Origin of the sequence: Caballeronia sp. LZ043, from assembly GCF_031451075.1 — a bacterium.
In the GTDB taxonomy this organism is placed as follows: Bacteria; Pseudomonadota; Gammaproteobacteria; order Burkholderiales; family Burkholderiaceae; genus Caballeronia.
Window position 1 is genome coordinate 444,387 of sequence record NZ_JARUXT010000003.1, and the last position, 20,501, is coordinate 464,887.

Annotated in this window: 18 protein-coding genes and 1 pseudogene; 10 read left to right on the forward strand and 9 right to left on the reverse strand. The window is 64.0% G+C overall.

Features of this window, described 5'->3' with window-relative positions; translation table 11 throughout:
- Positions 1-217 precede the first annotated feature (217 nt).
- The 6 genes from QCE64_RS22195 to QCE64_RS22220 all read right to left on the reverse strand — a co-directional run bounded on the left by QCE64_RS22195 (position 218) and on the right by QCE64_RS22220 (position 6,705).
- Entirely contained in the window at positions 218-1,174 is a 957-nt protein-coding gene (locus tag QCE64_RS22195) for a spore coat protein U domain-containing protein (RefSeq protein ID WP_310006281.1), read from the reverse strand.
- Positions 1,171-3,642 (reverse strand): fimbria/pilus outer membrane usher protein, encoded by a 2,472-nt coding sequence (locus tag QCE64_RS22200; RefSeq protein WP_310006283.1) that lies wholly within the window; start codon positions 3,640-3,642, stop codon positions 1,171-1,173. The genes QCE64_RS22195 and QCE64_RS22200 overlap by 4 nt, the downstream gene beginning before the upstream one ends.
- 61 nt (positions 3,643-3,703) lie before the next feature.
- The gene (locus QCE64_RS22205) at positions 3,704-4,447 is read right to left on the reverse strand and encodes a molecular chaperone (protein ID WP_309923607.1); all 744 of its coding nucleotides are present in this window, start codon (positions 4,445-4,447) and stop codon (positions 3,704-3,706) included.
- Between the two features lie 38 nt (positions 4,448-4,485).
- Positions 4,486-4,995 carry a spore coat U domain-containing protein gene (locus QCE64_RS22210; RefSeq protein ID WP_309815740.1) on the reverse strand — a complete coding sequence of 170 codons (510 nt, stop codon included), beginning with the start codon at positions 4,993-4,995 and terminating at the stop codon, positions 4,486-4,488.
- A 176-nt stretch (positions 4,996-5,171) separates the two neighbouring features.
- Positions 5,172-5,459: a hypothetical protein gene (locus QCE64_RS22215; protein ID WP_309923609.1), complete on the reverse strand. Its 288-nt coding sequence runs from the start codon at positions 5,457-5,459 to the stop codon at positions 5,172-5,174.
- Positions 5,460-5,583: 124 nt separating this feature from the next.
- Positions 5,584-6,705 (reverse strand): sn-glycerol-3-phosphate ABC transporter ATP-binding protein UgpC, encoded by a 1,122-nt coding sequence (locus QCE64_RS22220; RefSeq protein WP_310006285.1) that lies wholly within the window; start codon positions 6,703-6,705, stop codon positions 5,584-5,586.
- A gap of 257 nt (positions 6,706-6,962) precedes the next feature.
- Between QCE64_RS22220 and QCE64_RS22225 the strand changes: the two genes are divergently transcribed.
- The 6 genes from QCE64_RS22225 to QCE64_RS22250 are packed head-to-tail and all read left to right on the forward strand — an operon-like array spanning position 6,963 to position 13,012.
- Entirely contained in the window at positions 6,963-8,333 is a 1,371-nt protein-coding gene (locus QCE64_RS22225) for a sugar ABC transporter substrate-binding protein (protein WP_309923613.1), read from the forward strand.
- A gap of 28 nt (positions 8,334-8,361) precedes the next feature.
- Positions 8,362-9,291: a sugar ABC transporter permease gene (locus tag QCE64_RS22230; RefSeq protein ID WP_310006287.1), complete on the forward strand. Its 930-nt coding sequence runs from the start codon at positions 8,362-8,364 to the stop codon at positions 9,289-9,291.
- Entirely contained in the window at positions 9,288-10,169 is an 882-nt protein-coding gene (locus QCE64_RS22235; RefSeq protein WP_309923618.1) for a carbohydrate ABC transporter permease, read from the forward strand. Before QCE64_RS22230 ends, QCE64_RS22235 begins: the two co-directional genes overlap by 4 nt.
- A 34-nt stretch (positions 10,170-10,203) precedes the next feature.
- On the forward strand, positions 10,204-11,184 hold the full coding sequence (locus QCE64_RS22240) for a sugar-binding transcriptional regulator (RefSeq protein ID WP_309815754.1): 981 nt from the start codon (positions 10,204-10,206) through the stop codon (positions 11,182-11,184).
- Between the two features lie 10 nt (positions 11,185-11,194).
- The gene (locus tag QCE64_RS22245) at positions 11,195-11,944 is read left to right on the forward strand and encodes an SDR family oxidoreductase (protein ID WP_309933341.1); all 750 of its coding nucleotides are present in this window, start codon (positions 11,195-11,197) and stop codon (positions 11,942-11,944) included.
- Between the two features lie 30 nt (positions 11,945-11,974).
- A complete protein-coding gene (locus QCE64_RS22250) occupies positions 11,975-13,012 on the forward strand; it encodes an NAD(P)-dependent alcohol dehydrogenase (RefSeq protein ID WP_309933342.1) in 1,038 nt (345 codons plus the stop codon).
- 17 nt (positions 13,013-13,029) lie between these two features.
- Here the strand turns inward: QCE64_RS22250 and QCE64_RS22255 are convergent, their stop codons facing one another.
- Positions 13,030-13,395, reverse strand: a complete 366-nt coding sequence (locus QCE64_RS22255) for a VOC family protein (RefSeq protein WP_309923624.1) — start codon at positions 13,393-13,395, stop codon at positions 13,030-13,032.
- 94 nt (positions 13,396-13,489) lie between these two features.
- Here QCE64_RS22255 and QCE64_RS22260 point away from each other — a divergent pair, with 94 nt between their 5' ends.
- A complete protein-coding gene (locus QCE64_RS22260) occupies positions 13,490-14,278 on the forward strand; it encodes an aspartyl/asparaginyl beta-hydroxylase domain-containing protein (RefSeq protein ID WP_310006290.1) in 789 nt (262 codons plus the stop codon).
- 5 nt (positions 14,279-14,283) lie between these two features.
- Here the strand turns inward: QCE64_RS22260 and QCE64_RS22265 are convergent, their stop codons facing one another.
- Both QCE64_RS22265 and QCE64_RS22270 read right to left on the reverse strand, forming a co-directional pair.
- Complete coding sequence (locus QCE64_RS22265; RefSeq protein WP_309933344.1) at positions 14,284-15,408, reverse strand: VIT1/CCC1 family protein; 1,125 nt, start codon at positions 15,406-15,408, stop codon at positions 14,284-14,286.
- A gap of 118 nt (positions 15,409-15,526) precedes the next feature.
- On the reverse strand, positions 15,527-16,531 hold the full coding sequence (locus tag QCE64_RS22270) for a zinc-dependent alcohol dehydrogenase family protein (RefSeq protein ID WP_309923631.1): 1,005 nt from the start codon (positions 16,529-16,531) through the stop codon (positions 15,527-15,529).
- 101 nt (positions 16,532-16,632) lie between these two features.
- Between QCE64_RS22270 and QCE64_RS22275 the strand changes: the two are divergent.
- From QCE64_RS22275 to QCE64_RS22285, 3 genes and pseudogenes are all read left to right on the forward strand, one after another.
- A pseudogene (locus QCE64_RS22275) lies at positions 16,633-17,500 on the forward strand (LysR family transcriptional regulator).
- A gap of 306 nt (positions 17,501-17,806) precedes the next feature.
- Positions 17,807-18,262: a 2Fe-2S iron-sulfur cluster-binding protein gene (locus QCE64_RS22280; RefSeq protein WP_309815769.1), complete on the forward strand. Its 456-nt coding sequence runs from the start codon at positions 17,807-17,809 to the stop codon at positions 18,260-18,262.
- A gap of 1 nt (position 18,263) precedes the next feature.
- Complete coding sequence (locus QCE64_RS22285) at positions 18,264-20,498, forward strand: xanthine dehydrogenase family protein molybdopterin-binding subunit (RefSeq protein WP_310006292.1); 2,235 nt, start codon at positions 18,264-18,266, stop codon at positions 20,496-20,498.
- Positions 20,499-20,501: the final 3 nt, after the last annotated feature.

Genomic DNA, 20,501 nt, shown 5'->3' on the forward strand with positions numbered 1-20,501 from the left:
CTGCGTGTTACGGCTGGATAACGTTTGCGGCGGTGTTTCGTCCTACGGAAGGCCCGGTGGAGTATGAAATGGATGCTTCAGTTACGTAACGTCCCGCCCGTGTTACGCCGCTCGGGGCGGAAAACCTCGCTGGCCGGGACATCGCGCTTTTGCCGGACCTTTTGCAAGTTGTACGAGCCATGTGTTGAACTTTTGTAATCCGGACGCGTGGCAGAGTTCAATACGTGATGGTCGCGATGATCGTATCGGTATAAGTGCCCGCGCTCGGCGTGGTTTGCGGCGGCACTCGGCCGTAGACGGTAATGGACTGATTCGAGCCCGTGCCGGTGCCGCTCGCGATGCTCGTGCCGTTCGTGCCGTCGCCCCAGGGGAACGTGAGCGCGGCATTGGTGTAGAGCTGGTAGCGGACCTGCTCGCTTCCTCCGCCTTTCGTCATGCGCCGGTCCGCGACGCTCGCGCCGCTGCCGCTGCCCGCCGAGAGTGTGATCGAGTACGGGTCCTGGTTGGTGCACGTGACGCTCAGCGTGCCGCTCGCGGTGAGCGCGCCGTTCAGCACGCCCGCCGCGCCGAAATTGATGTTGGTCGCGGAAAGGGAGCAGTCGTTGATGACCGTCGCCGATACGGCGAACGAAAGCGGCGTGGAGTTCGCGGTGACCGTCGAGCAGCTGGGCGGCACCAGGACATACGCCTGATAGTTCATTTCCGCCTGTGCCGTGCCGCTGAACAGCGACAGATAGCTTCCTGCAACTACCGTGTTCTGTCCCGCGCCAACCCGGCCATAGATGGTGATGCTCCGGCTCACCGAGGACTGGCCGAGCGGAAAGGTCAGGTCCACGGCGACCGGGTCGAAGGACGACCCGCGTGATCCCCAGACCGTGGTCAGCGCGGCATCGGTAAGAAGCTGGTACGTCAGCGTATTCGCGCCGCTGGTGAGCACGCGAGGCAAGATCGTCGAGCCGCCGCTGCCCGTGCCGAAGCCGATGCACACGCGCACCGGCGGATTCAGCGCCGCCGGCGTGCAGGTCAGATTTACCGTGCCCGTCGCCCGCACGTCCGTCGAGGTGGCCGGCGTCACCGTGCCGAAGTTCACACCCGACACCGTCGCGCTGCACACCTGCGCCTGCGCCGTGGCGCTCAGCAGCAGGAACGCGAAGAACAGCACGATGCGCTTCATGGCGCCGCCGTTCCGCAGGTGAACGGGCCGAGCGTCGGCAGAGCATGGGCTTGCGCCTCGTAGGGCACCTGTAGTTCGCAGTGCTTGCCCGCCGGCGCCGCGTCGATCGTATTCGTTTGCGCGAGGTCGTCCACGAAGGCGAGGCCGTCGTAACCCACGATGTACTGCTTGCCGGTCTCGCGATGCGTGATCTGCGTTCCCACGGGCAAGGGCTGGCCGTTCGCACTCAGAAGGAGCAGCTGCGCGCCATGGAAGCCTTGCAGCGGGAAACGCGCGAGCACGCCCGCGCGCGCCTGCGGGGCGAGATTCAGCTGCGTGGTGGCGACGGCGGTATCGGCGGGAAGGCCGAGCGGATCAATGGCGAGATGGTTCGCCTGGTAGGAAACCAGGTCCGGCACCAGCAGATGCCCCGCCGAATTGGTCCTGCCGATTTCGCGATTTTCATGCAGCACGGGCACGCCCGCTACGCCGTCCGTCGAGACGAGCGCGAAGGCGTCGTCGATACGGCGGCCCGCGAGCACGTCGCCGGCCATCAGGACGATGGAGCCGGATGCGTCCAGTTCGCCATAAGTGCGTGAATCGACATTCGCGACGGACGCCAGCACATCGCCGTATCGGCCGCGATAGGTGCCCTGCGCGAGCGACTGCTGGATGCCGTTCTGGCGCGCGGTCTGGACCTGCCAGCCGAAGCCGCCGCCGTAGTCGGCCGTCTTCGACACCGCCGCGCCGAAGATCGGCTTGCCGTGATCCGTGCCGGCATTGACGCTGCCGTTCAGCGCGCCGCCGAGCACGAAACTCAGCGCCACGAAGACGCCGGTCGTGCGGGTGTCGCCGAAGTCGTGATAGACGCTCGCGGACAGCGACGCGCCGCGCGGCAGACTGGTCGTATAAGCCAGCGAGCCGATGCGCGAATCGCCGTAATACGGATCGTCCAGGCCGACGAAGCTCGCGCTCGCCGTGCTCGACGAACCGAGCGCGCGCAGCGGTGCGGCGAGCGTCGCGCGATAGGTCGCGCGCGGCACGGGCGTGCCTTCGGCGGCGGCCAGGTCGCTGTAGTGCGGCGTGGCCCGCTGCGCCTGCAAGTCGATGGAAATGGCCGGCGTGCGCCATTGCCAGCCCGCCGCGATCTGGAAGCCGCTGCCGCCGGTCGGGGCTTGCTGCGGAATTGCCGTGGCTTGCGGGGCAATCGACGAGAAGCCGTTGTAGTAGCCGGCCGGATAGACATAGCGCGGCGCCGGATTCTCGCCGCCGTTGCCCGCGCTGCCCGCCACCGCCACATTCAACACGCCCCACTGGCCGATGCCGAACAGCATGCCGATGCCCGCGTTATAGACGCCGCGCGTGATTTCGCTGTGCGCTTCGAGCGTGAATTCGTCGGTGATGCCGCGCCGCAGCGACGCCGACAGCGACGGCTCGCCGGCGTAGTCGAATGACTCGAGCGAATAGGCGCGCCGCACGAAGCCCGCTTCCACCGAAAAATCCGTGAGGCCGCGCGCGAGCAGGCGGGCGTCGATGTAGAGCGGCACCGTGGTCATCACGCTGCGCCCGAGCGTATCGCGGCTCACGATGACGGCTTCGCCCGCGCCGTTGATCGCGGGCACCGCATTGATGACGAACGGTCCCGAAGGCGCATTGCCGCTGAACTGGCGCACGTTGTTCACATACAGGTCGACCGCGCTCGGCACGGCCGCCGAGCCGGCCAGCGCGGGCACCGGATAGGTGATCAGGTCCGGCCGCAGCGAGAAGTCGCGCGACACCTGCGCGCCGCCCATGCGCACCGGCCGCGTCCACGTGAGCGAAGACGAGATGGTGTCGCCGAGACGCGTGGTCACGAGCGTGTCGGTATTCGAATGGGTCCACGAGGTATCGAGCCGCACGTAGCGATGCCGGTCCTCATACCAGTACGCAGTGCCCGTGTTGTCGAACACGCCGCCCGGATAGAAGAAGCGCTGCTCGCTGAAGAGGCCGTATTGCGTCGGCGAGTTGGTCTGCACCGTCGCGTCGTAGTTGATGACGAGGCCGGTGCCGGTGGCGGCCGTCGGCGGGCGCGCGGGCGTGTTGGCGAGCGCGGCCGGCAGACGGCGGGAATCGTTGGTTTCCAGGTTGATGCGCTGCCGCTCCGGCTGGTACGTGTAGCGCAGGCCGGGCACGAAGCCGAGTCCGACGCGGCCCTGGGCGTCGGGACGCAGGTCGTCGGTGCGCAAGCCGAGGTCGCGTAGCTCGTTGATCGTCGTGTAGATCATCGTGTCGGTGATGAAGAACTGCGCGATCTTCTGCGTCGACACGCCGTTGATGGCCACTTCGAGATACAGCTCGCCCGTGGCGCCGCCGCCCGCAACGGGGAAGCCGCCGCGCAAGGCGGCAAGCGTCGCGGGCAGGTCGCCGGCGGCGAGCGTCGCCGGCACGTCATCGGCGCGCGCCGGCACGCAGGTCGAAGTGAATACGCAGACCGGCAGCACCCAGCGCATGCGCCTGAAGGCATGCCTGCGAGTGTGGCACGAGTGCCGGTGGGGCGAGCGCATCCACGGGTCACTGATCAGGTTGCGGTCCGACGACGCTCACGGGCATCGTCACCGGTTCGCCGTTCACGAGCGCCTTGAGCGTCGCCGAGGTCACGCCCGAAGGTGCGCCCTGCACCGGCCAGCGGCGCGCCGCGTGCGGCAGGGCGTATCCAAGGAGGCCGGGGGACACCTGGGTCGAATGGCCATTGGGCCAGTCGAGGTGGACGCGGCTCAGTTGCGCATGGAGATCCGTGTGGTTCGCCGCGCGCAGCATCAGGGTGTCGTGGCCGTCCGGCGCTTCAGTGCGTTCGAGCGACAGCGCAAGTGCAGGCACCTGGTCCTCCTTGGCGCCGACGAACACCGGCACCGAATAACGCAACTGCATGCGTACGCCGGTCGAGGAGGCGGCCTGGCCGTTCGGCAATTCGTCGATCAGCAGCCGATAGGCTTCCTCGCGGACCAGCGGGGTCGTGCTGACGCGCAAGATGCGAACGGTCTGATCGCCACCCGGCGCGACATTGACGATAGGCGGACTCGCGACGATGGCAGAAGTGCGGTCCAGATGATCTGCATCGATCGTTTGCGTCCATGCGAACACACGCACCTGCGCGTAGAGCGGCACGGTGCCGTCGTTATGCAGCGTGAGGGCGGCGGCGGGTTTCTCGGCGGACAGGTCCAGCCGGATCGGCGAAACCTGAAGCGCGGCGCCCCACGCGCTGCCCAGCTGCGAGAGCGTGAGCAGCGCGAACGAGTACAGCAGCCCCCGCCTCACCCGGCGGAGGACTCGACCTGCCTTCGGATCACGCATACCTAAAACGTGATGGTCGCGGTGACCGTCGACGTATAGGTACCCGCTGCCGGAGTGGTCTGCGGCGCGACGCGGCCGTACACCGTCAGCGTCTGTGCCGCACCGTTGCCGGTGCCCGCCACCGTGTCCGTGGCGACCGTTTGCCCCCAGATCAGCGTGCGGGCGGCGTCGCGATAGAGCTGATAGGCGACGGTCGGAACCGGTGTGCCCGTTCCGCCCAGCAAGCGGGCGGGGATGGTTGAGCCGGCGACCGAGCCTGCGTCGAGCCCGACGTTATAGGCCGCGCCGTTCGAACACGTGACCGACAACGTGGTGGTCTGGTCAATGTTCGCGGCAATGACGCCCGAAGTACCGAAGTTCAGCGGATTCGCTGTGATGTTGCAGTCGTTCTGCAACGTCAGGGAGACCACGAAAGTGGTGGTCTTGGTAGCGGCTCGCGCTCCGAAGGGAATAAGGGGCCCCGTGGCTAACGCGAGTGAAATGAATGAAACCGCAATCGAGTGGCGACGCATTCTTCACCTCAGAATATTTTTTTATTGATATGTCCGTGTTCGACAACGTTTGCGCCGTTAGCGCAAAAGCGGTCTACACCTCGGTGGACGTTTCCATTCTTGTTCAATCTTCACACCGAAGACGTAACCGTTTGTAACGAAAGCAACAGATTAACGGAATGCTGCAACGCACTCTTTTAAAAGGCGATTTCTACAACGGCTCTGTTTCGTGTTTGTGTTTTGTCAGCTTCGGCGACCTGGAAATCGGCGAAGTATTGTCCGGTAAGGACGCGATATTGCCCCGCTGCCGAGCAGGCGACGGCGGGCCGACGGGCGTCGGTATCGAGGGTGCAGACTTCGTAGATGGTCAGCGAAACAGCGAGCTCGGCGCTGGTCGCGGCGAGCGTGGAGGGCGCCGCTCCGAACACGAGCAACAGGGTGAGCACCGCGGCCGACGCCGCGAGCGAGCGAATTCGAGATGCCATGGAGTTCACGAGACACGAGGTGAAGTCGGCCGCGAAGCAGGACGGCCGAGTGCGCCAGTCGGCGCGTGTTCTCGTTTACGGCAAATCCTCCATTAACTTGACGAAACGCAGCCGTTTCGGCGTGTCAGGCCGTGGCCGTCTGCGCCACCGGCCGCATGCGTTCGAGCGCGCTGCCGTCTTCGCGGAACAGATGCACGTGGCGAATGCTGAAGCCCGCGTTGAGACGCTGGCCTTCCACGGCGCTCGACTCGCCCGAGCCTTTCACCTGGATCACGAGACCGTTGGCCAGACGCAGATGCAGCAGCGTCTCGCCGCCGAGATGCTCGATCACCATGACCTCGCCGGTCAGGCCGCTGTCGATGTCGCCCCCGCATGACTCGATGAAATGTTCCGGCCGGATGCCGAGCGTCAGCGTCTCGCCTGCCTTGAGCGCGCCGGCGGCAAAGGGCAGCGTGAGCGCCTCGCCGCCCGGCAGCTCGATGGTGACGCCCAGATGGTCCGCGCGCATGACGCGCACGTCCATGAAGTTCATTTTCGGAGAGCCGATGAAGCCGGCGACGAAGCGGTTGTGCGGCGTGCGATACAACTCGAGCGGCGAACCGATCTGCTCCACGCGTCCGTGATTCAGCACGACGATGCGATCCGCCATGGTCATGGCTTCGGTCTGATCGTGCGTGACGTAGATCATCGTTGCGTTCAGTTGCTTGTGCAACTTGATGAGCTCGAGGCGCATCTGCACGCGCAGCGCAGCATCAAGATTCGAGAGCGGTTCGTCGAACAGGAAGACCTTCGGCTCGCGCACGATGGAACGCCCGATCGCCACGCGCTGGCGCTGTCCACCGGACAGCGCGCGCGGCCGCCGTTCGAGCAGCTGGCCGATTTGCAGGATTTCCGCCGCGCGCTGTACGCGTTCCTTGATCTGCGCTTCGGGCAGCTTCAGCATGCGCAGCCCGAATGCGATGTTCTCGTACACCGACATGTGCGGATAGAGCGCATACGACTGGAACACCATGGCGACGCCGCGCTGCGACGGTTCGAGTTCGGTGACGTCTTCGCCGCCTATCAGGACTTGCCCGGAGTCGCAGCGTTCGAGACCGGCGATGGTGCGCAGCAAGGTGGACTTGCCGCAACCCGAAGGGCCGACGAAGACCATGAACTCCCGGTCCGTGACTTCGATCTCCACGCCCTTCAGCACGTCCACGCCGCCGAAGGTCTTGCGGATCTGCTGCAAATGAACTGCGCTCATGCGTTGTCTCCAGTGTGCTGCTGCGGCAGCGCAGCATCGGATGCATCGGCGATTTTTGTTCTTGACAACCTGTTCGGGCCAAAATATACAATTGTAAAACCGAAATTACAAGTGAAACGGAGCGTATGATCTGAAGCCGAACGAGGCTTCGTGACAGGCTCGTTGCACGCTCGTTGCACGTCTGGGCGCGCAGCAAAGAAGCACGAACGAACTGAACCCGACCGCATACCCGCTCGATAAAAACCAAGGAGACAGGCATGAAGAAGCGCTTCATCCCGGCCACGCAATTCGGCCCGATCAAACACATCGCGGCAGTGGCGCTACTGGCGGCAAGCGCGGCGTTCGCGGCATCGAATGCGCAAGCCTGGACCTTGAAGGAAGCCGCCCAGCCCTACTCGGGCACCACGATCAAGGCCATCTTCCTGGACCGTCCCGGCTACAAGGCCGCGCAACAGCTCATTCCGCAGTTCGAGAAAGAAACGGGGATCAAGGTGCGCTGGGAAGTCATTCCTTACGAGAACACGCGCGAGAAGGAAGTGCTGAACTTCGTCGGCGGCGGAGATCAGGACATCGTGCTCGTGGACGTGGTGTGGATCGGCGAATTCGCGAGCAACAAGTGGCTCGTGCCCATCAAGAAGTTCACCGACGACCCCAAGCTCGCGGATCCGAACCTGAACCTGAAGGGCTTCTTTCCCATCCTGCTCGATTCGTTCGGGTCGTGGGACAAGGTCACCTACGGCCTGCCGTTCGATAACTACTCGGGCCTGATGTTCTACAACAAGTGCATGTTGAAGGACGCGGGTTTCGACGCACCGCCCAAGACCTGGGACGAACTCCTCAACGTCTATGCGCCGAAGCTCACGAAGGGCGACAAGTTCGCCTTCGCGCTGCAATCGAGGCGTGGCGAAACGCAGTCGGCGGACAGCTTCATGCGCGTGCTGTGGCCCAACGGCGGCTCGCTGCTCGATGCGAAATTCAAGTCGAACCTGATGTCGCCGCAATCGCAGGCGGGCCTCGAATACCGGCAGAAGCTGATGAAATACATGCCGCCGGGCATCGTCGACTTCGATCACGCGGAAGCGGTGAACGCGCTTGCGCAAGGGCAGGTCGCGATGATCACCGAATGGTCCGCGTTCTATCCCACGCTGACCGATCCGAGCAAGTCGAAGCTCGGCAACTGTCTCGCCATTACCACCGAGCCGAAGGGCCCGGCGGGTCTGAAGCCCGCGCTCGGCGGCTTCTCGCTCGCGGTGAACGCGAAGTCGAACGCGAAGAAGCAGGCGGCGTCCTGGCTCTTCATCCAGTGGATCACGTCGGAAGCCATGGCGAAGCCGTATCTCGATGCGGGCGGCGTGCCGGCGCGCATGGCGGTGTACGAGGACAAGGCCGTGCAGGACAAGTATCCGTTCGTCAAGCCGATGGTCGAATCGTGGCAGGGCGGCGTGCCGGATTACCGGCCGCGTTTCCCGGAATGGCCGGCGGTGTCGGAAGTCATCGGCGAATGGGGCAGCAAGATGATGCTGGGCCAGGTGACGGTAAAGGAGGGCGCGCAAACCATCGGTCAGAAGACCGAGGACATCCTCAAGAAAGCGGGCTATTACGACGGCAAGAAGCCTTTGCTGAAGTAACCCGTTCACAGGAACCGGAGGCGATCGAATGGCATCACCCGCACTGCACGCGAGAGGACCGCGCAAGCCCGCGCGCTATTTCGGCATCCTGCCGCGTTCGCCCGCCTTCTGGTTCCTGATTCCCGCCATCGCCGCGCTGGCGATCATTGGCATCTATCCGTTGCTGCTCGCGCTGTACAACTCGTTTCATCAGTACAAGCTCGCGGATCTGAGCTCGGGCACGCCCTTCATCGGGGTCGACAACTACATCGCCACGCTCACCGATCCGTCCTTCTGGGGCGCGCTCGGGCGCACCGCGCTGTTCCTGTGCGTGACCTTGCCGATCGAGGTCGCGCTCGGGCTGTTCGCGGCGCTCATGCTGCATCGGACCGAACTGCCGTGGATGCGCGCGGCGGCCCGCGTGAGCCTCGTGATTCCGATGGCAACCACCTATGCGGTGGTCGGGCTCATCGGGCGGCTGATCTTCAATCGCCAGTTCGGCGTGGCGAACTACCTGACGGGTCTGATCGGCATTCCGCCGCAGGACTGGCTCGCCGACCCGACGCTTGCCTTCGTCTCCGTGATGATCATGGATATCTGGCAATGGACGCCGTTCTGCGCGCTGATCCTGCTCGCGGGACTCTCCATGGTGCCGAAGGAAGCGGAAGAGGCGGCGCGTCTCGAGACGCCGAAGTGGAGCATGATCCTGTGGCACTTGCAGCGGCCTTATCTGCTGCCGGGTCTCACGGCCATCCTGATCCTGCGCTCCGCCGACATGTTGAAGATGTTCGACGCCGTCTTCACGATGACGCGCGGCGGACCCGGCGCCGCGACGGAGTTCATCAGCGTGTACATCCAGCGCGTGGGCTTCCGGCTGTTCGACCAGGGCATGGCGTCCGCGCAGGCCATCATCCTGCTGGTCCTGACCATCGTGCTGTCGCGTCTTTACATTCGTTTCGTGTATCGGGAGGCTGCGTGAGTTCATCTGTCCCGCAGGCGTCGAATGGCGCCCTGTCGTCACGCGCGAAACGCGCCCGCGCCGCGCGCAGGCGCGTCACCGTATGGCATTTCCTGGGCCTTCTGGTGGTGTTCCTGTCGTCGGTCTTTCCGTTCTACTGGATGGTCACGACGAGCCTGAAAAGCCAGGCCGATGCGCTCGCCTACCCGCCGAAGTGGCTCTTCTCGCCCACCTTGCATCACTACTCGGCGGCGCTGTTCGAACATGATGTCGCGGGCAGCCTGCTGAACTCGCTGATCATCGCGAGCAGCACCACCGTGCTCGCGATCCTGCTCGGCGCCCCCGCTGCCTACGCGCTGGCACGCTATGAATTTCGCGGCAAGGAGGACCTGTGGTTCTGGTTCATCTCGAACCGCATGGTGAGCCCCGTGGTGCTGGCCGTGCCGTTCTTCCTGATTGCGACGAAGCTCGAACTGGTGGATACCCATATCGTGCTGATCCTGCTTTACCTGACGTTCTCGTTGCCGATCGTCGTCTGGATCTGCACCGATCAGTTCCGCAACATCCCCATCGAACTCGACGAAGCCGCGCGTCTCGACGGCGCTTCACCCTGGCGCGTGTTCTGGCGCATCAACCTGCCGCTCGCGATGCCGGGCATCGTCGTCTCGGCAATCTTCGCGTTCATCTTCTCGTGGAACGACCTGCTGTATGCGCTCGTGCTGACACGCAGCGATGCCATTACGTCGCCGGTGGCGGCAACGAGCTACATGAGCGGCTATGAATTGCCGTGGGGCGAGATCATGGCGACCGGCACGCTGATCGTCCTGCCGATGGTGGTGTTCGCGCTGGCCGTGTCCGGCCGGCTGGTGCAAGGGCTCACGATGGGCGCGGTCAAATAGAATCACGGCGACCATCATTGAACACTGGAGCAACATGAGCAAGAGCGCACCGACCATCGCCGTGGCGGAAACCGACGAGGCCATCGATTCTGAAGAGGAATTGCAGGCGCGCGTCGCGTGGCATTACTACGTCGGCAACCTGACGCAGCAGGAGATCGCGCAGCGCATCGGCAGCAACCGCGTGCGCGTGAACCGGCTGCTGGCCGCGAGCCGCGAATCGGGTCTCGTGCAGATCACGATCAACAGCAAGATCGCGCCGTGTGTCGCGCTGGAAGAGGCGCTCGCCAAGCGCTTCGGACTGGAGTGCGCGGTCGTCGTGCCGACCGGCGCCGACACCGAAGCCAACAATGCGGCGCTCGGCATCGGCGCGGCGAACTATTTCTCCCGGCAGATCAGCGCGGGACAGACCATCGGGCTCGGCTGGGGCCGCACCATTCGCGCGGTGCTGCGCGCCATGCCGCAGCGCTCCTATGGCGCCATTTCGGCGGTGTCGCTGCAAGGCGGGCTGTCGCATTGCCCGAGCATCAATACCTTCGACATCGTCTCCGACTTCGCCAACATCTGCCGCGCCGACAGCTATCTTTTTGCCGCGCCAATCTATGTGAGCAGCCAGAAGGCACGCGACGTGATCCTGCAGGAAGAGACCGTGCGCGAAACCTATGAACTCGCGCGCAATGCCAGCCTCGCGTTGCTCACCGCAGGCGATCTCACCGAGTCGCTGGTCGTGACCTACGGCATCGACAACCCCGAGCAGCTGCGCACGCTGCAGAAGGCTGGTGCGGTCGGCGACATGCTCGGGCACTTCATGGATGAAGACGGCGAGCTGATCGATCATCCGCTGAACCGGCGCACCGTTGCCATCACGCTGGAAGACCTGCGCAAGATCCGCCGCGTGGTGCTCGTGAGCGGCGGCAAGAAGAAGTTTCATGTGACGCGCGCGGCGTTGCGCGGACGCTATCCGTCCGTGCTCGTGACCGATGAAGAAACCGCACAGCGCCTGTGCGAGACACCTTGATACCTGACCCATGAGCTCGACCATCGACAGGAATCGCGAGTTTGCCGGCAAGACCGTGCTCGTCACGGGCGCGGGCAAGGGCATTGGTCATGCGACCGTGCATCTGCTGACGGAGCGCGGCGCGCGCGTGATCGCGCTGAGCCGCAGCCCCGCCGATCTCGATGCGCTGCGCAACGAGACCGGCTGCGAAACCATAGCCGTGGATCTCGCCGATGCCAACGCCACGCGCGAGGCCGCACGCAGCGCGCAGCCCGTGGACCTGCTGGTCAACAACGCGGGTCTCGCGGTGCTGCAGCCGTTCCTCGAAACGAGCGTCGAAGCCTTCGACCTGACGATGAACGTCAACCTGCGGGCCGCAATGATCGTCGCGCAGGAATGCGCGAAAAACATGATCGAGCGCGGCGTCGGCGGGTCGATCGTCAACGTGTCGAGTCTCTCGGCGAACGTGGGCTTTGCGTTGCATGCCGCGTATTGCGCCTCGAAGGGCGGCATGGACGCGCTGACCCGCGTGATGGCCACCGAGCTCGGACCGCACGGCATTCGCGTGAACGCGGTGCTTCCCACGGTCACGATGACGCCGATGGGCGAACGCGCCTGGAGCGATCCCGCCAAGTCCGGCCCGATGCTGGCGCGCATCCCGATGAATCGCTTCGCGCAGCCGCTCGAAGTGGCGCGCACGATCGCTTATCTGCTCGGTGAGGATTCGAGCATGGTGAGCGGCGTGAGCCTGCTTGTCGATGGCGGATTCCAGGCCTGCTGATCCCGCTTGTTCAACATCAAAGGAAAGATGATGGAAGCACTGGTTCTCGAGGAAGCAAGGCGCATCAGTCTGCGCCCGTTCAGCCTGCCGCAAGTGGTGGGACCGCGCGATGTGCGCATCAAGATTCACACCGTGGGCATCTGCGGCAGCGACATTCATTACTACCAGCATGGGCGCATCGGGCCGTTCGTCGTCAATGAACCGATGGTGCTCGGGCACGAGGCTTCAGGGACCATCGTCGAAGTGGGCGAGGAGGTCACGCACCTGAAGACGGGCGACCGGGTGTGCATGGAGCCGGGCGTGCCCGACATGGAATCGCGCGCCTCGCGCGAGGGGCTGTATAACCTCGACCCGAAGGTGCGCTTCTGGGCCACGCCGCCGGTGCATGGCTGTCTCGCGCCCTATGTCGTGCATTCGGCGGCCTTCACCTACAAGCTGCCGGACAACGTGAGCTTCGCGGAGGGCGCGATCGTCGAACCGCTCTCTATCGGACTGCAAGCCGCGAAGAAGGCCGCGATCAAGCCGGGCGACGTCGCCGTGGTGCTCGGCGCGGGCACGATCGGCATGATGTGCGCGCTGGCCGCGCTCGCGGGCGGGTGCAGCCGCGCGATCGTCTGCGATCTGGTGCAGGAGAAGCTGGATCTGATCGGCGGCGTGCAGGGCGTGACGCCGGTGAATATTCGCGAACGCCGTGCGCTCGACGTGGTCAAGGAACTGACCGATGGCTGGGGCGCTGACATCGTGTTCGAGGCGAGCGGCAACGAGAAGGCCTTCGACGGCATCGTGGACCTGCTGTGTCCGGGCGGCTGTCTCGTGCTGGTCGGCATGCCGCAGCATGCCATTCCGCTCGATGTGGTCGCGGTGCAGATCAAGGAAGCGCGGATCGAATCGGTGTTCCGCTACGCCAATATCTTCCCGCGCGCCATTCAGTTGATTGCCTCCGGCAAGCTCGATGTCAAGCCGTTCATCTCGCGCACGTTCCCGTTTGCGGAAGGCATCAAGGCATTCGAGGAAGCGGCGAGCGGCGTGCCCACTGACGTGAAGGTGCAGATCGTTCTGGAAGAGTGATTCGCGGAGCGCCCGGGTCAGAACAGCGCCTCGGCGACGTGCCACAGCACGCCGGAAGGATCGAACACGAAGCCGACCTTCATTCCCCAGCTCTGCACCGCGGGCGGACGCGCGGGATTGACTGGAAAGCTTCCGCTCAGCGCGGCAGGGTTCGTGTCGCGCCACCAGGCATCGAGATCGCGCACGAGCATCTGCAACATGAAGTTCTCGGCCAGTTCCTTCACGTAGAAGTTCTGCAGGATGAAGCTGAAGCCTTCGGACTTCAGCATCGCGATGTTCTCGTCCTGATGCGTGATGCGAAAGCCGAGTGCTTCATAGAAGCGCTTGGACAACTCGAAGTCTTTAGCGGGAACGAAAGGGCGCAGCGAAAGAAGTTGGCTCATTCGGAAGGTCGGCGAAGTCAAAACGGCAGTGTACCGCGCGCGTCACTCGGTACTATGATGTAACGGTCACCGTGGATCATCGCCGAGGCCGAATGTGAAACGCAAGGATCTGCTCTACATACTTGTTCTGTCGATTCTTCTGTTTTTTGCGCCGGCCTTCTGCATAGCCTTCATTGCATGCGGATTCGCCGACTTCCAGCGCAGCCGGCAATTCAATCTCGCGAGCTGGCGTCGCTACTTTCTCGGCAATGGCCTGCTCACGTGGGTGCTGTCGCCCTTCAATCTTTTGGTGGATCTGATGTGCACGCGCAATCGCGGCATCTATGCGCTTGCGGATTTGCCCGAAGGGCATCAGGAAGAAATTCGTCACGTCATTGGCGCGTTCCGGAAAAACCTGCCTTATGTTCAGGCGCATCTTGCCGCGCAGATGCCCGACAAGCGCCGGGGCATGTGCTTCGCGCGTTGGTATGGCGTGCCGGTGGAAAGCTCGATCGACTTGCCTGAATTCAGCCGCAGCTTCAAGTATGTGCAGACCATCGGCATATCTGTGTTCAATGAGCGGCAAAGCACCTCGGTCCATTACGGGCCTTTGCGGCTCACGTTACGTTGCCTGTATAACCTGAATCCGGTGCAGGACGAGAACGTTTATATCAATGTGGCGGGGCATCGGCATTACTGGCATGACGAGCCGCTCTTCATCTTCGACGATACCCTCGTGCATCAATCCATCAACGATTCGGACCGCCTGCGCTATTGCATCTTTCTCGACGTGCTGCGGCCCACGCACTTCGGCCGGGTGCTGCATGCGCTCGTGATGGGCGTGCGTTTGAGCGTGATGTCGGTGCGACGCGTGTTCTATGCCAACTGGGAGATGATTCGCTGATTGAGTCACGACAGCGATACGCCGAGCAGCTTGCCCAGTCCATAGGTGCCGCCCGCCGCCACGAGTCCGATCAGCACTTGCCTTGCCGCTGAAAAAAGCGCGCTGCGTCCGTTGAACAGTGAAGTAAAGACGCCGATGCCCGCCAGACCCAGCGCGCTCAATGCCATGCATTGCGCAATGCCGTTCGTGCCGCTCGACCAGAGAAAGGGCACCGCAGGAAACATCGCGCCGATGGCGAACAACGCAAACGACGCCAGCGCGGCCGTCCACGGATTGCCGCCGAGTTCGCGTGGATCGAGTCCCAGCTCTTCGCGTGTGAGGGTATCGAGCGCCTTGTCCTTGTCGAGCATGATCTGCGCGGCGACGCGGCGCGCTTCCGCTGGTTCAACGCCCTTAGCCTGATAGATGAGCGCGAGTTCGTGGCGCTCGGCGTCGGGCATGTGATCGAGTTCGTCTTTCTCTTTCGCGATCTGTGTGCGCGCCAGTTCCCGTGCGTTGGTGACGGACAGCCATTCGCCGAGCGCCATCGACGTCGCGCCGGCGATCAGGCCGGCGAACGCGGTGAGCAGGACGGCCCGGCTTCCGGCGCCGGCGCCCGCGACGCCCATGATGAGACAGAAGTTCGATACGAGGCCGTCGTTCGCGCCGAGCACGGCAGCGCGCAGGTTGTTGCCGGAGGCCACGCCGCGATGCCATGTTTCGGCTGCAGCAATCGCGCTGCCCTTGTCGAGTCCCTTGTTGCGGCTCACCACGTCCTGCACGATGTCCGCGTGATGGCGTTCTTCCATCGACATCTGCGCGGCATCGGGTTGTCCGGCGTACTTGTCGCGATCGGCCATCTCGTTCGCCGCGACTGAGCGGAGCACGAAGTCAGGTCCGAACACGCTGGCCAGCGTGCGCATGATGCGCGTTTTCAGGCTCAGGCGATGCTCACGAATGGGCACGCCATTCGCCTTGAGCTTCGCCGCCCAGATACTGGCGTGACGGCGCTCGGCGTCGGCCAGTTCGGCATAGACGCGCCGTTTGTCTTCTTGCGGTTCGGCTCGCGCCAGGGTGTCGTAGAGCGCGGCGCTGTCGAGTTCATCGGCGAGATTGGCCGTGAAGCGCCTGAGTTCAGCATGCGAAGCCATGACATCACCTTGGATGTTTCGTCTTGTACCTCTCAGGGTAATGACGAAGCCGTTCGAGGTTGCCAATAGCCCCATAAGCCACGCTAAGTGCGAATGTCTTCGCGTCTCATCAAGCTGCTCAGGAACTCAGTTGAGCATCCACGTCCACCACGATCTTTCCCTGCGCTGCACCGCTCAGAAAGGCTTCATACGCGGCTTCCGCGCCATGCAGATCGAAGCGGCGCGGGTCCACGCGCGGCGCGAGCCTGCCCGCTTCAGCGAGTCGCGCGGCTACACGCAGCATCTCACCGTGATGAGCGCGATGTTCTCCGGTCAATAGCGGATACAACGTGAACACGCCCGAATAGCTTGCTTCACGGAAGGACAGCGGAGCCAGCGCATGATTGCCCCATCCGAGTGCGCTGACGACATGGCCGAAGTGCCGGACCGCTGCGAAGGATGCGTCGAGCGAGGCGCCGCCGGCCGTGTCCACCACGATGTCGAAACCGGCGCCTTGGGTATGTTCGGCGACGTAGTGTTCGGCGCTCACAGTCTTGTAATCGATCGGTGTGGCGCCCAGGCTTTCGATAAAGGCGTGATCCTTCCGGCTGGCGGTGGCAAACACCTGTGCGCCCAGAGCCCGGGCAAGTTGCACGGCGACGTGTCCCACGCCGCCGGCACCGCCCTGGACCAGCACGGTCTGTCCGGCCTGCACGCGCGCACGGTCCACGATGCCCGCATGAGCGGTGATGAAGGCGAGCGGCAGGGCGGCCGCATCGTGCAAGGAGAGATTCGCGGGCTTGTGGGCGAGCAGCGCGGCATCGACCGAGGCGTATTGCGCGAGCGAACCCTGTATGCCGCCGACGCCGCCGGTCATGCCATACACGGCATCGCCGGGTTTGAAGGCATCGACGCCGGGTCCGACTGCTTCGACGATGCCCGCGATGTCGATGCCCAGCACGAGCGGCAGCGGATGCCGTGCATGCTCTGCGGCGCCTGCACGAATCTTGGTATCTAGCGGATTGAGGCCGCTTGCGGCAATGCGCACAAGTACTTGCCCGGGGCCGGGTTCGGGACGAAGCATGTCGACGAGTTCGAGCGGGCCGTTGTGCCGGTTCAGAACGAGTGCGTGCATGGTGGGCATCGCGAGCTCCTTGAGAGGTTGAACGCTGGTTTCGTTGCGCTCATACTCAGTCATGCAGGAAAGCATGTAAATCCACAGATTCGCACGGCAATCATGCAAAAATGAATGGACCCGATCTCGACTGGAGCGACGTGCGCGTGTTCCTCGCCATCGCGCGAAGCGGCACGCTCGGCGCCGCGGCGCGCGCGACAGGCCAGACGCAGCCCACCATGGGCCGCCGCCTGCGCGCGCTGGAGGAAACGCTGGGTCATGTGCTGTTCCAGCGCACGAGCGACGGCTTCGTGCTGACCGATGAAGGCGCGGCGGTCTTGTCGCATGCCGAGCGCATGGAAGAAGAGGCGCTAAGCTTCACGCGCGGTGGCCGGACAGGAAGCGTCGCTTACCGGCTTGCTGCGCATCTCGTCGTCGGACTGGTTCGGGGTTCATGTGCTGACGCCGGTATTCGCGCGCTTTCTCGCCAAGCATCCGGATGTGCAGATCGAGCTCGTGACGGATGCGCGCCGCTATAACCTTGCGCGTCGCGAGGCGGACCTCGTGTTCCGCATCACGCCCTTCGATGAGCCTGATGTAGTGCAGCGCAAGCTCATGCATATCGATTACGCACTGTACGGACGCCGCGATCTCGCACAACCTTCCCTGGGCGATGGAACAGGGCAGACACTCATCAGCATGGACAGCGCCTTCGATCATTTGCCGGACGTGCTGTGGGTCAAGCGCGCGCTGCCTAACGCGAGGATCGTCTTCGGCAGCAACAATCGCGATGCCCAGGCGCGGATGTGCGCGTCCGGTGCAGGGTTCGCGGTGCTGCCCTGTCCGCTCGGCGATGCCGATGTCCGCCTGAAACGCTGCGACCTTGGCGAAACACCGCCGGGCCGCGACGTATGGATGGGTTATCACCGCGACCTCAAGCGAGTCGCGCGATTGCGCGCGCTGCTTGAGGAAACGCTGTTTGCTCTAAGCAAAGCTTAGTCATCGCATGTTATCGGCGCGGACTAATTTGCATTGCAACTAACCCTCTTTTTTGCCTGAAGCCTTTGAGTTTGTTCAAAGCCAACGCTTACACAAGTCTCAAAGGAATATCGAAGAGAATAGGGCTGCGGAGATTAAGGCAAGTCGATAGCGGTCGGGAGCGATTGCGCGTGCCGCCTGTCGAGCTTGTTTTAAAAAGCGAGGCTACAATCCGCTAGCTCTTTCCGCTCGATTTCACGCCGGCTGTCTCCCCGCAGCCGGCCATTTGCGCTATCCGCCATATCTACTCTTAAGCCGGAGCCGCTCATGACCACACTTGATATCAACGGCCAGACTCATACGGTCGATGCCCCGCCCGACATGCCCGTGTTATGGGTCTTGCGCGATCTCGTCGGACTCACCGGCACCAAGTTCGGCTGCGGCATTGCCCAATGCGGCGCCTGCACGGTTCATCTCGACGGCGTCGCCGTCCGTTCCTGCGTGTTGCCGGTGGCGGCAGTCGGCGAGCGCAAGATTACGACGATCGAAGCAGTCGGCGACACGCCCGCAGGCAAGAAAGTGCAGGCGGCCTGGCGCAAGCTCGATGTCGTGCAATGCGGCTACTGTCAGTCCGGGCAGGTGATGTCCGCCACGGCCCTGCTCGCGACCGTACCCGATCCTGGCGACTCTGACATCGATGCCGCCATGGCCGGCAACATCTGCCGCTGCGGCACTTATCACCGCATTCGCGCCGCCATCAAGCAGGCAGCGAAGGAGGCGTGACATGTCGCAAGGACTGATCGAGGCGGGCCGACATGCGGCTCGTACCGGCTTCTCGCGCCGCGCATTCCTCAAGTGGGGCGTGACGGCGAGCGTGGCCGCGGGCGGCGGACTGCTGGTCGGCTTCAGCCTGCCCGCCGCGAGCCAGGATCAAGGCAAGGGCAAGTCGGTGATCGGCGGCGATGGCGTCGAGACGCCGCAGGACGGCGTGTTCGCGCCGAATGCCTTCGTGCAGATCGACAAGAGCGGCAAGGTCGTGCTCATCATGCCGAAGGTCGAGATGGGCCAGGGCGTCTATACGTCGCTGCCGATGCTGATCGCAGAGGAACTCGAGGTGCCGCTCGATCAGGTCACGATCGATCACGCGCCGCCGAATGAAAAGCTCTTTACCGACCCGCTGCTGGGCGGTCAGCTGACGGGCGGCTCCACGTCCATTCGCTATGCGTGGGAGCCCTTGCGGAAGGCCGGCGCGGCTGCGCGGATGATGCTCGTCGCGGCAGCCGCGCAGCAGTGGCAATGCGATGCGGCGTCGTGTCAGGCGCAGAGCGGCAAGGTGGTCGATGCATCGGGCGAGCGCAGCGCAAGCTATGGCGATCTCGCCGAAGCTGCCGCGAAGATGCCCGTGCCCACGGACATCAAGCTCAAGGATCCGAAGGACTTCAAGATCATCGGCACGCCGGTGAAGCGGCTCGACTCGCCCGAGAAAGTCGACGGCACCGCGATGTTCGGTCTCGACGTGCGCTTGCCTGACATGGTGTATGCCGCCATCGTCAACTGCCCGGTCTTCGGCGGCACGGTCGTGTCGTTCGACGACAGCGCCGCGAAGAAAGTGCCGGGCGTGCGCCAGGTCGTCAAGTTCGACAACGGCGTCGCGGTCATCGGCGATCACACATGGGCCGCGAAGCGCGGTGCGGCTGCGCTGAAGGTCGAATGGAACGAAGGCGCGGGCGCGAAGCTGTCCACGCGACAACTCGTCGACGACATGGCGCAGGCCTCGCAGCGCAGCGGCGCCGTCGCGCGCAAGGAGGGCGATGCCGGCAATGCATTGTCGGGTGCGAAGACGCGCGTGGATGCCGTGTACGTTCAGCCCTTGCTTGCGCATGCAACCATGGAGCCGATCAACTGCACCGTGCATGTGCGCCCGGACGGCTGCGACATCTGGCTCGGGACGCAGGTGCCCACGCGGGTTCGCGATGCGGGCATACAGGCCACGGGCTTGCCCGCCGACAAGATCGTCGTGCACAACCATCTGCTCGGCGGCGGCTTCGGCAGACGGCTCGAATTCGACATGGCGACGCAGGCGCTCAAGATCGGCAAGGCGCTGGGCGTGCCCGTCAAGGTGACGTGGTCGCGCGAGGAAGACATCCAGCACGACATGTACCGTCCGTGCTATTACGACCAGCTTTCGGCGGGACTCGATGCCAACGGCAAGCCGGTTGCGTGGACGCATCGCATCGTCGGGTCGTCGGTGCTGGCGCGCTTCGCGCCGCCTGCCGTGAAGAATGGCGTGGATCCGGACGCCGTGGAAGTCGCGGCCGATCTCCCCTACGACCTGCCCAATCAACTGATCGATTACGTGCGGCTCGAACCGCATGATGTCCCCACTGCCTTCTGGCGCGGCGTGGGACCGACGCGCGGCACCTTCGTCGTGGAGAGTTTCATCGACGAACTCGCGGCGCAGGCCAAGGCCGATCCGGTCCAGTACCGGCGCGACCTGCTGGGCAAGTCGCCGCGCGCGCGCAACGTGCTCGATGTCGCGACGCAGGCGGCCGGCTGGGGCCAACATGCGCTGCCGCAAGGTCAGGGACGCGGCGTCTCGGTGATGCACGCCTTCGGCAGCTTCTTTTCGATCGTCGCCGATGTGAGCGTCGACAAGGAAGGCGAGGTCAAGGTAGAGCGCATCGTGTGCGCCGTGGATTGCGGCATGGCCGTGAACCCGAACACGATCGAAGCGCAAGTGCAGGGCGGCATCATCTTCGGCATCACGGCGGCGCTCTATAGCGAGATCACGATCAAGGACGGCCGCGTCGAGCAAAGCAATTTCACCGACTATCGCATCCTGCGCATTCATGAAACGCCGCCGGTGGAAGTGCATATCGTCAAGAGCACCGAAGCGCCTGGCGGTATCGGCGAACCCGGGACGGCCGCGCTCGCGCCGGCCATCACCAACGCGATCTACGCGGCAACCGGGAAGCGGCTGAGGCAGCTACCGGTCGGCAGCCAGTTGCGCAGCGCCTGAGGG

What these genes read in the sequence shown, in the direction of transcription:
- QCE64_RS22270 (WP_309923631.1), bottom strand. Translation starts at nt 16,531, where the DNA reads ATGCCCACCATGCACGCACTCGTTCTGAACCGGCACAACGGCCCGCTC.
- QCE64_RS22220 (WP_310006285.1), bottom strand. Translation starts at nt 6,705, where the DNA reads ATGAGCGCAGTTCATTTGCAGCAGATCCGCAAGACCTTCGGCGGCGTG.
- QCE64_RS22285 (WP_310006292.1), top strand. Translation starts at nt 18,264, where the DNA reads ATGTCGCAAGGACTGATCGAGGCGGGCCGACATGCGGCTCGTACCGGC.
- QCE64_RS22245 (WP_309933341.1), top strand. Translation starts at nt 11,195, where the DNA reads ATGAGCTCGACCATCGACAGGAATCGCGAGTTTGCCGGCAAGACCGTG.
- QCE64_RS22240 (WP_309815754.1), top strand. Translation starts at nt 10,204, where the DNA reads ATGAGCAAGAGCGCACCGACCATCGCCGTGGCGGAAACCGACGAGGCC.
- QCE64_RS22280 (WP_309815769.1), top strand. Translation starts at nt 17,807, where the DNA reads ATGACCACACTTGATATCAACGGCCAGACTCATACGGTCGATGCCCCG.
- QCE64_RS22265 (WP_309933344.1), bottom strand. Translation starts at nt 15,408, where the DNA reads ATGGCTTCGCATGCTGAACTCAGGCGCTTCACGGCCAATCTCGCCGAT.
- QCE64_RS22195 (WP_310006281.1), bottom strand. Translation starts at nt 1,174, where the DNA reads ATGAAGCGCATCGTGCTGTTCTTCGCGTTCCTGCTGCTGAGCGCCACG.
- QCE64_RS22250 (WP_309933342.1), top strand. Translation starts at nt 11,975, where the DNA reads ATGGAAGCACTGGTTCTCGAGGAAGCAAGGCGCATCAGTCTGCGCCCG.
- QCE64_RS22210 (WP_309815740.1), bottom strand. Translation starts at nt 4,995, where the DNA reads ATGCGTCGCCACTCGATTGCGGTTTCATTCATTTCACTCGCGTTAGCC.
- QCE64_RS22200 (WP_310006283.1), bottom strand. Translation starts at nt 3,642, where the DNA reads ATGCGCTGGGTGCTGCCGGTCTGCGTATTCACTTCGACCTGCGTGCCG.
- QCE64_RS22255 (WP_309923624.1), bottom strand. Translation starts at nt 13,395, where the DNA reads ATGAGCCAACTTCTTTCGCTGCGCCCTTTCGTTCCCGCTAAAGACTTC.
- QCE64_RS22230 (WP_310006287.1), top strand. Translation starts at nt 8,362, where the DNA reads ATGGCATCACCCGCACTGCACGCGAGAGGACCGCGCAAGCCCGCGCGC.
- QCE64_RS22225 (WP_309923613.1), top strand. Translation starts at nt 6,963, where the DNA reads ATGAAGAAGCGCTTCATCCCGGCCACGCAATTCGGCCCGATCAAACAC.
- QCE64_RS22215 (WP_309923609.1), bottom strand. Translation starts at nt 5,459, where the DNA reads ATGGCATCTCGAATTCGCTCGCTCGCGGCGTCGGCCGCGGTGCTCACC.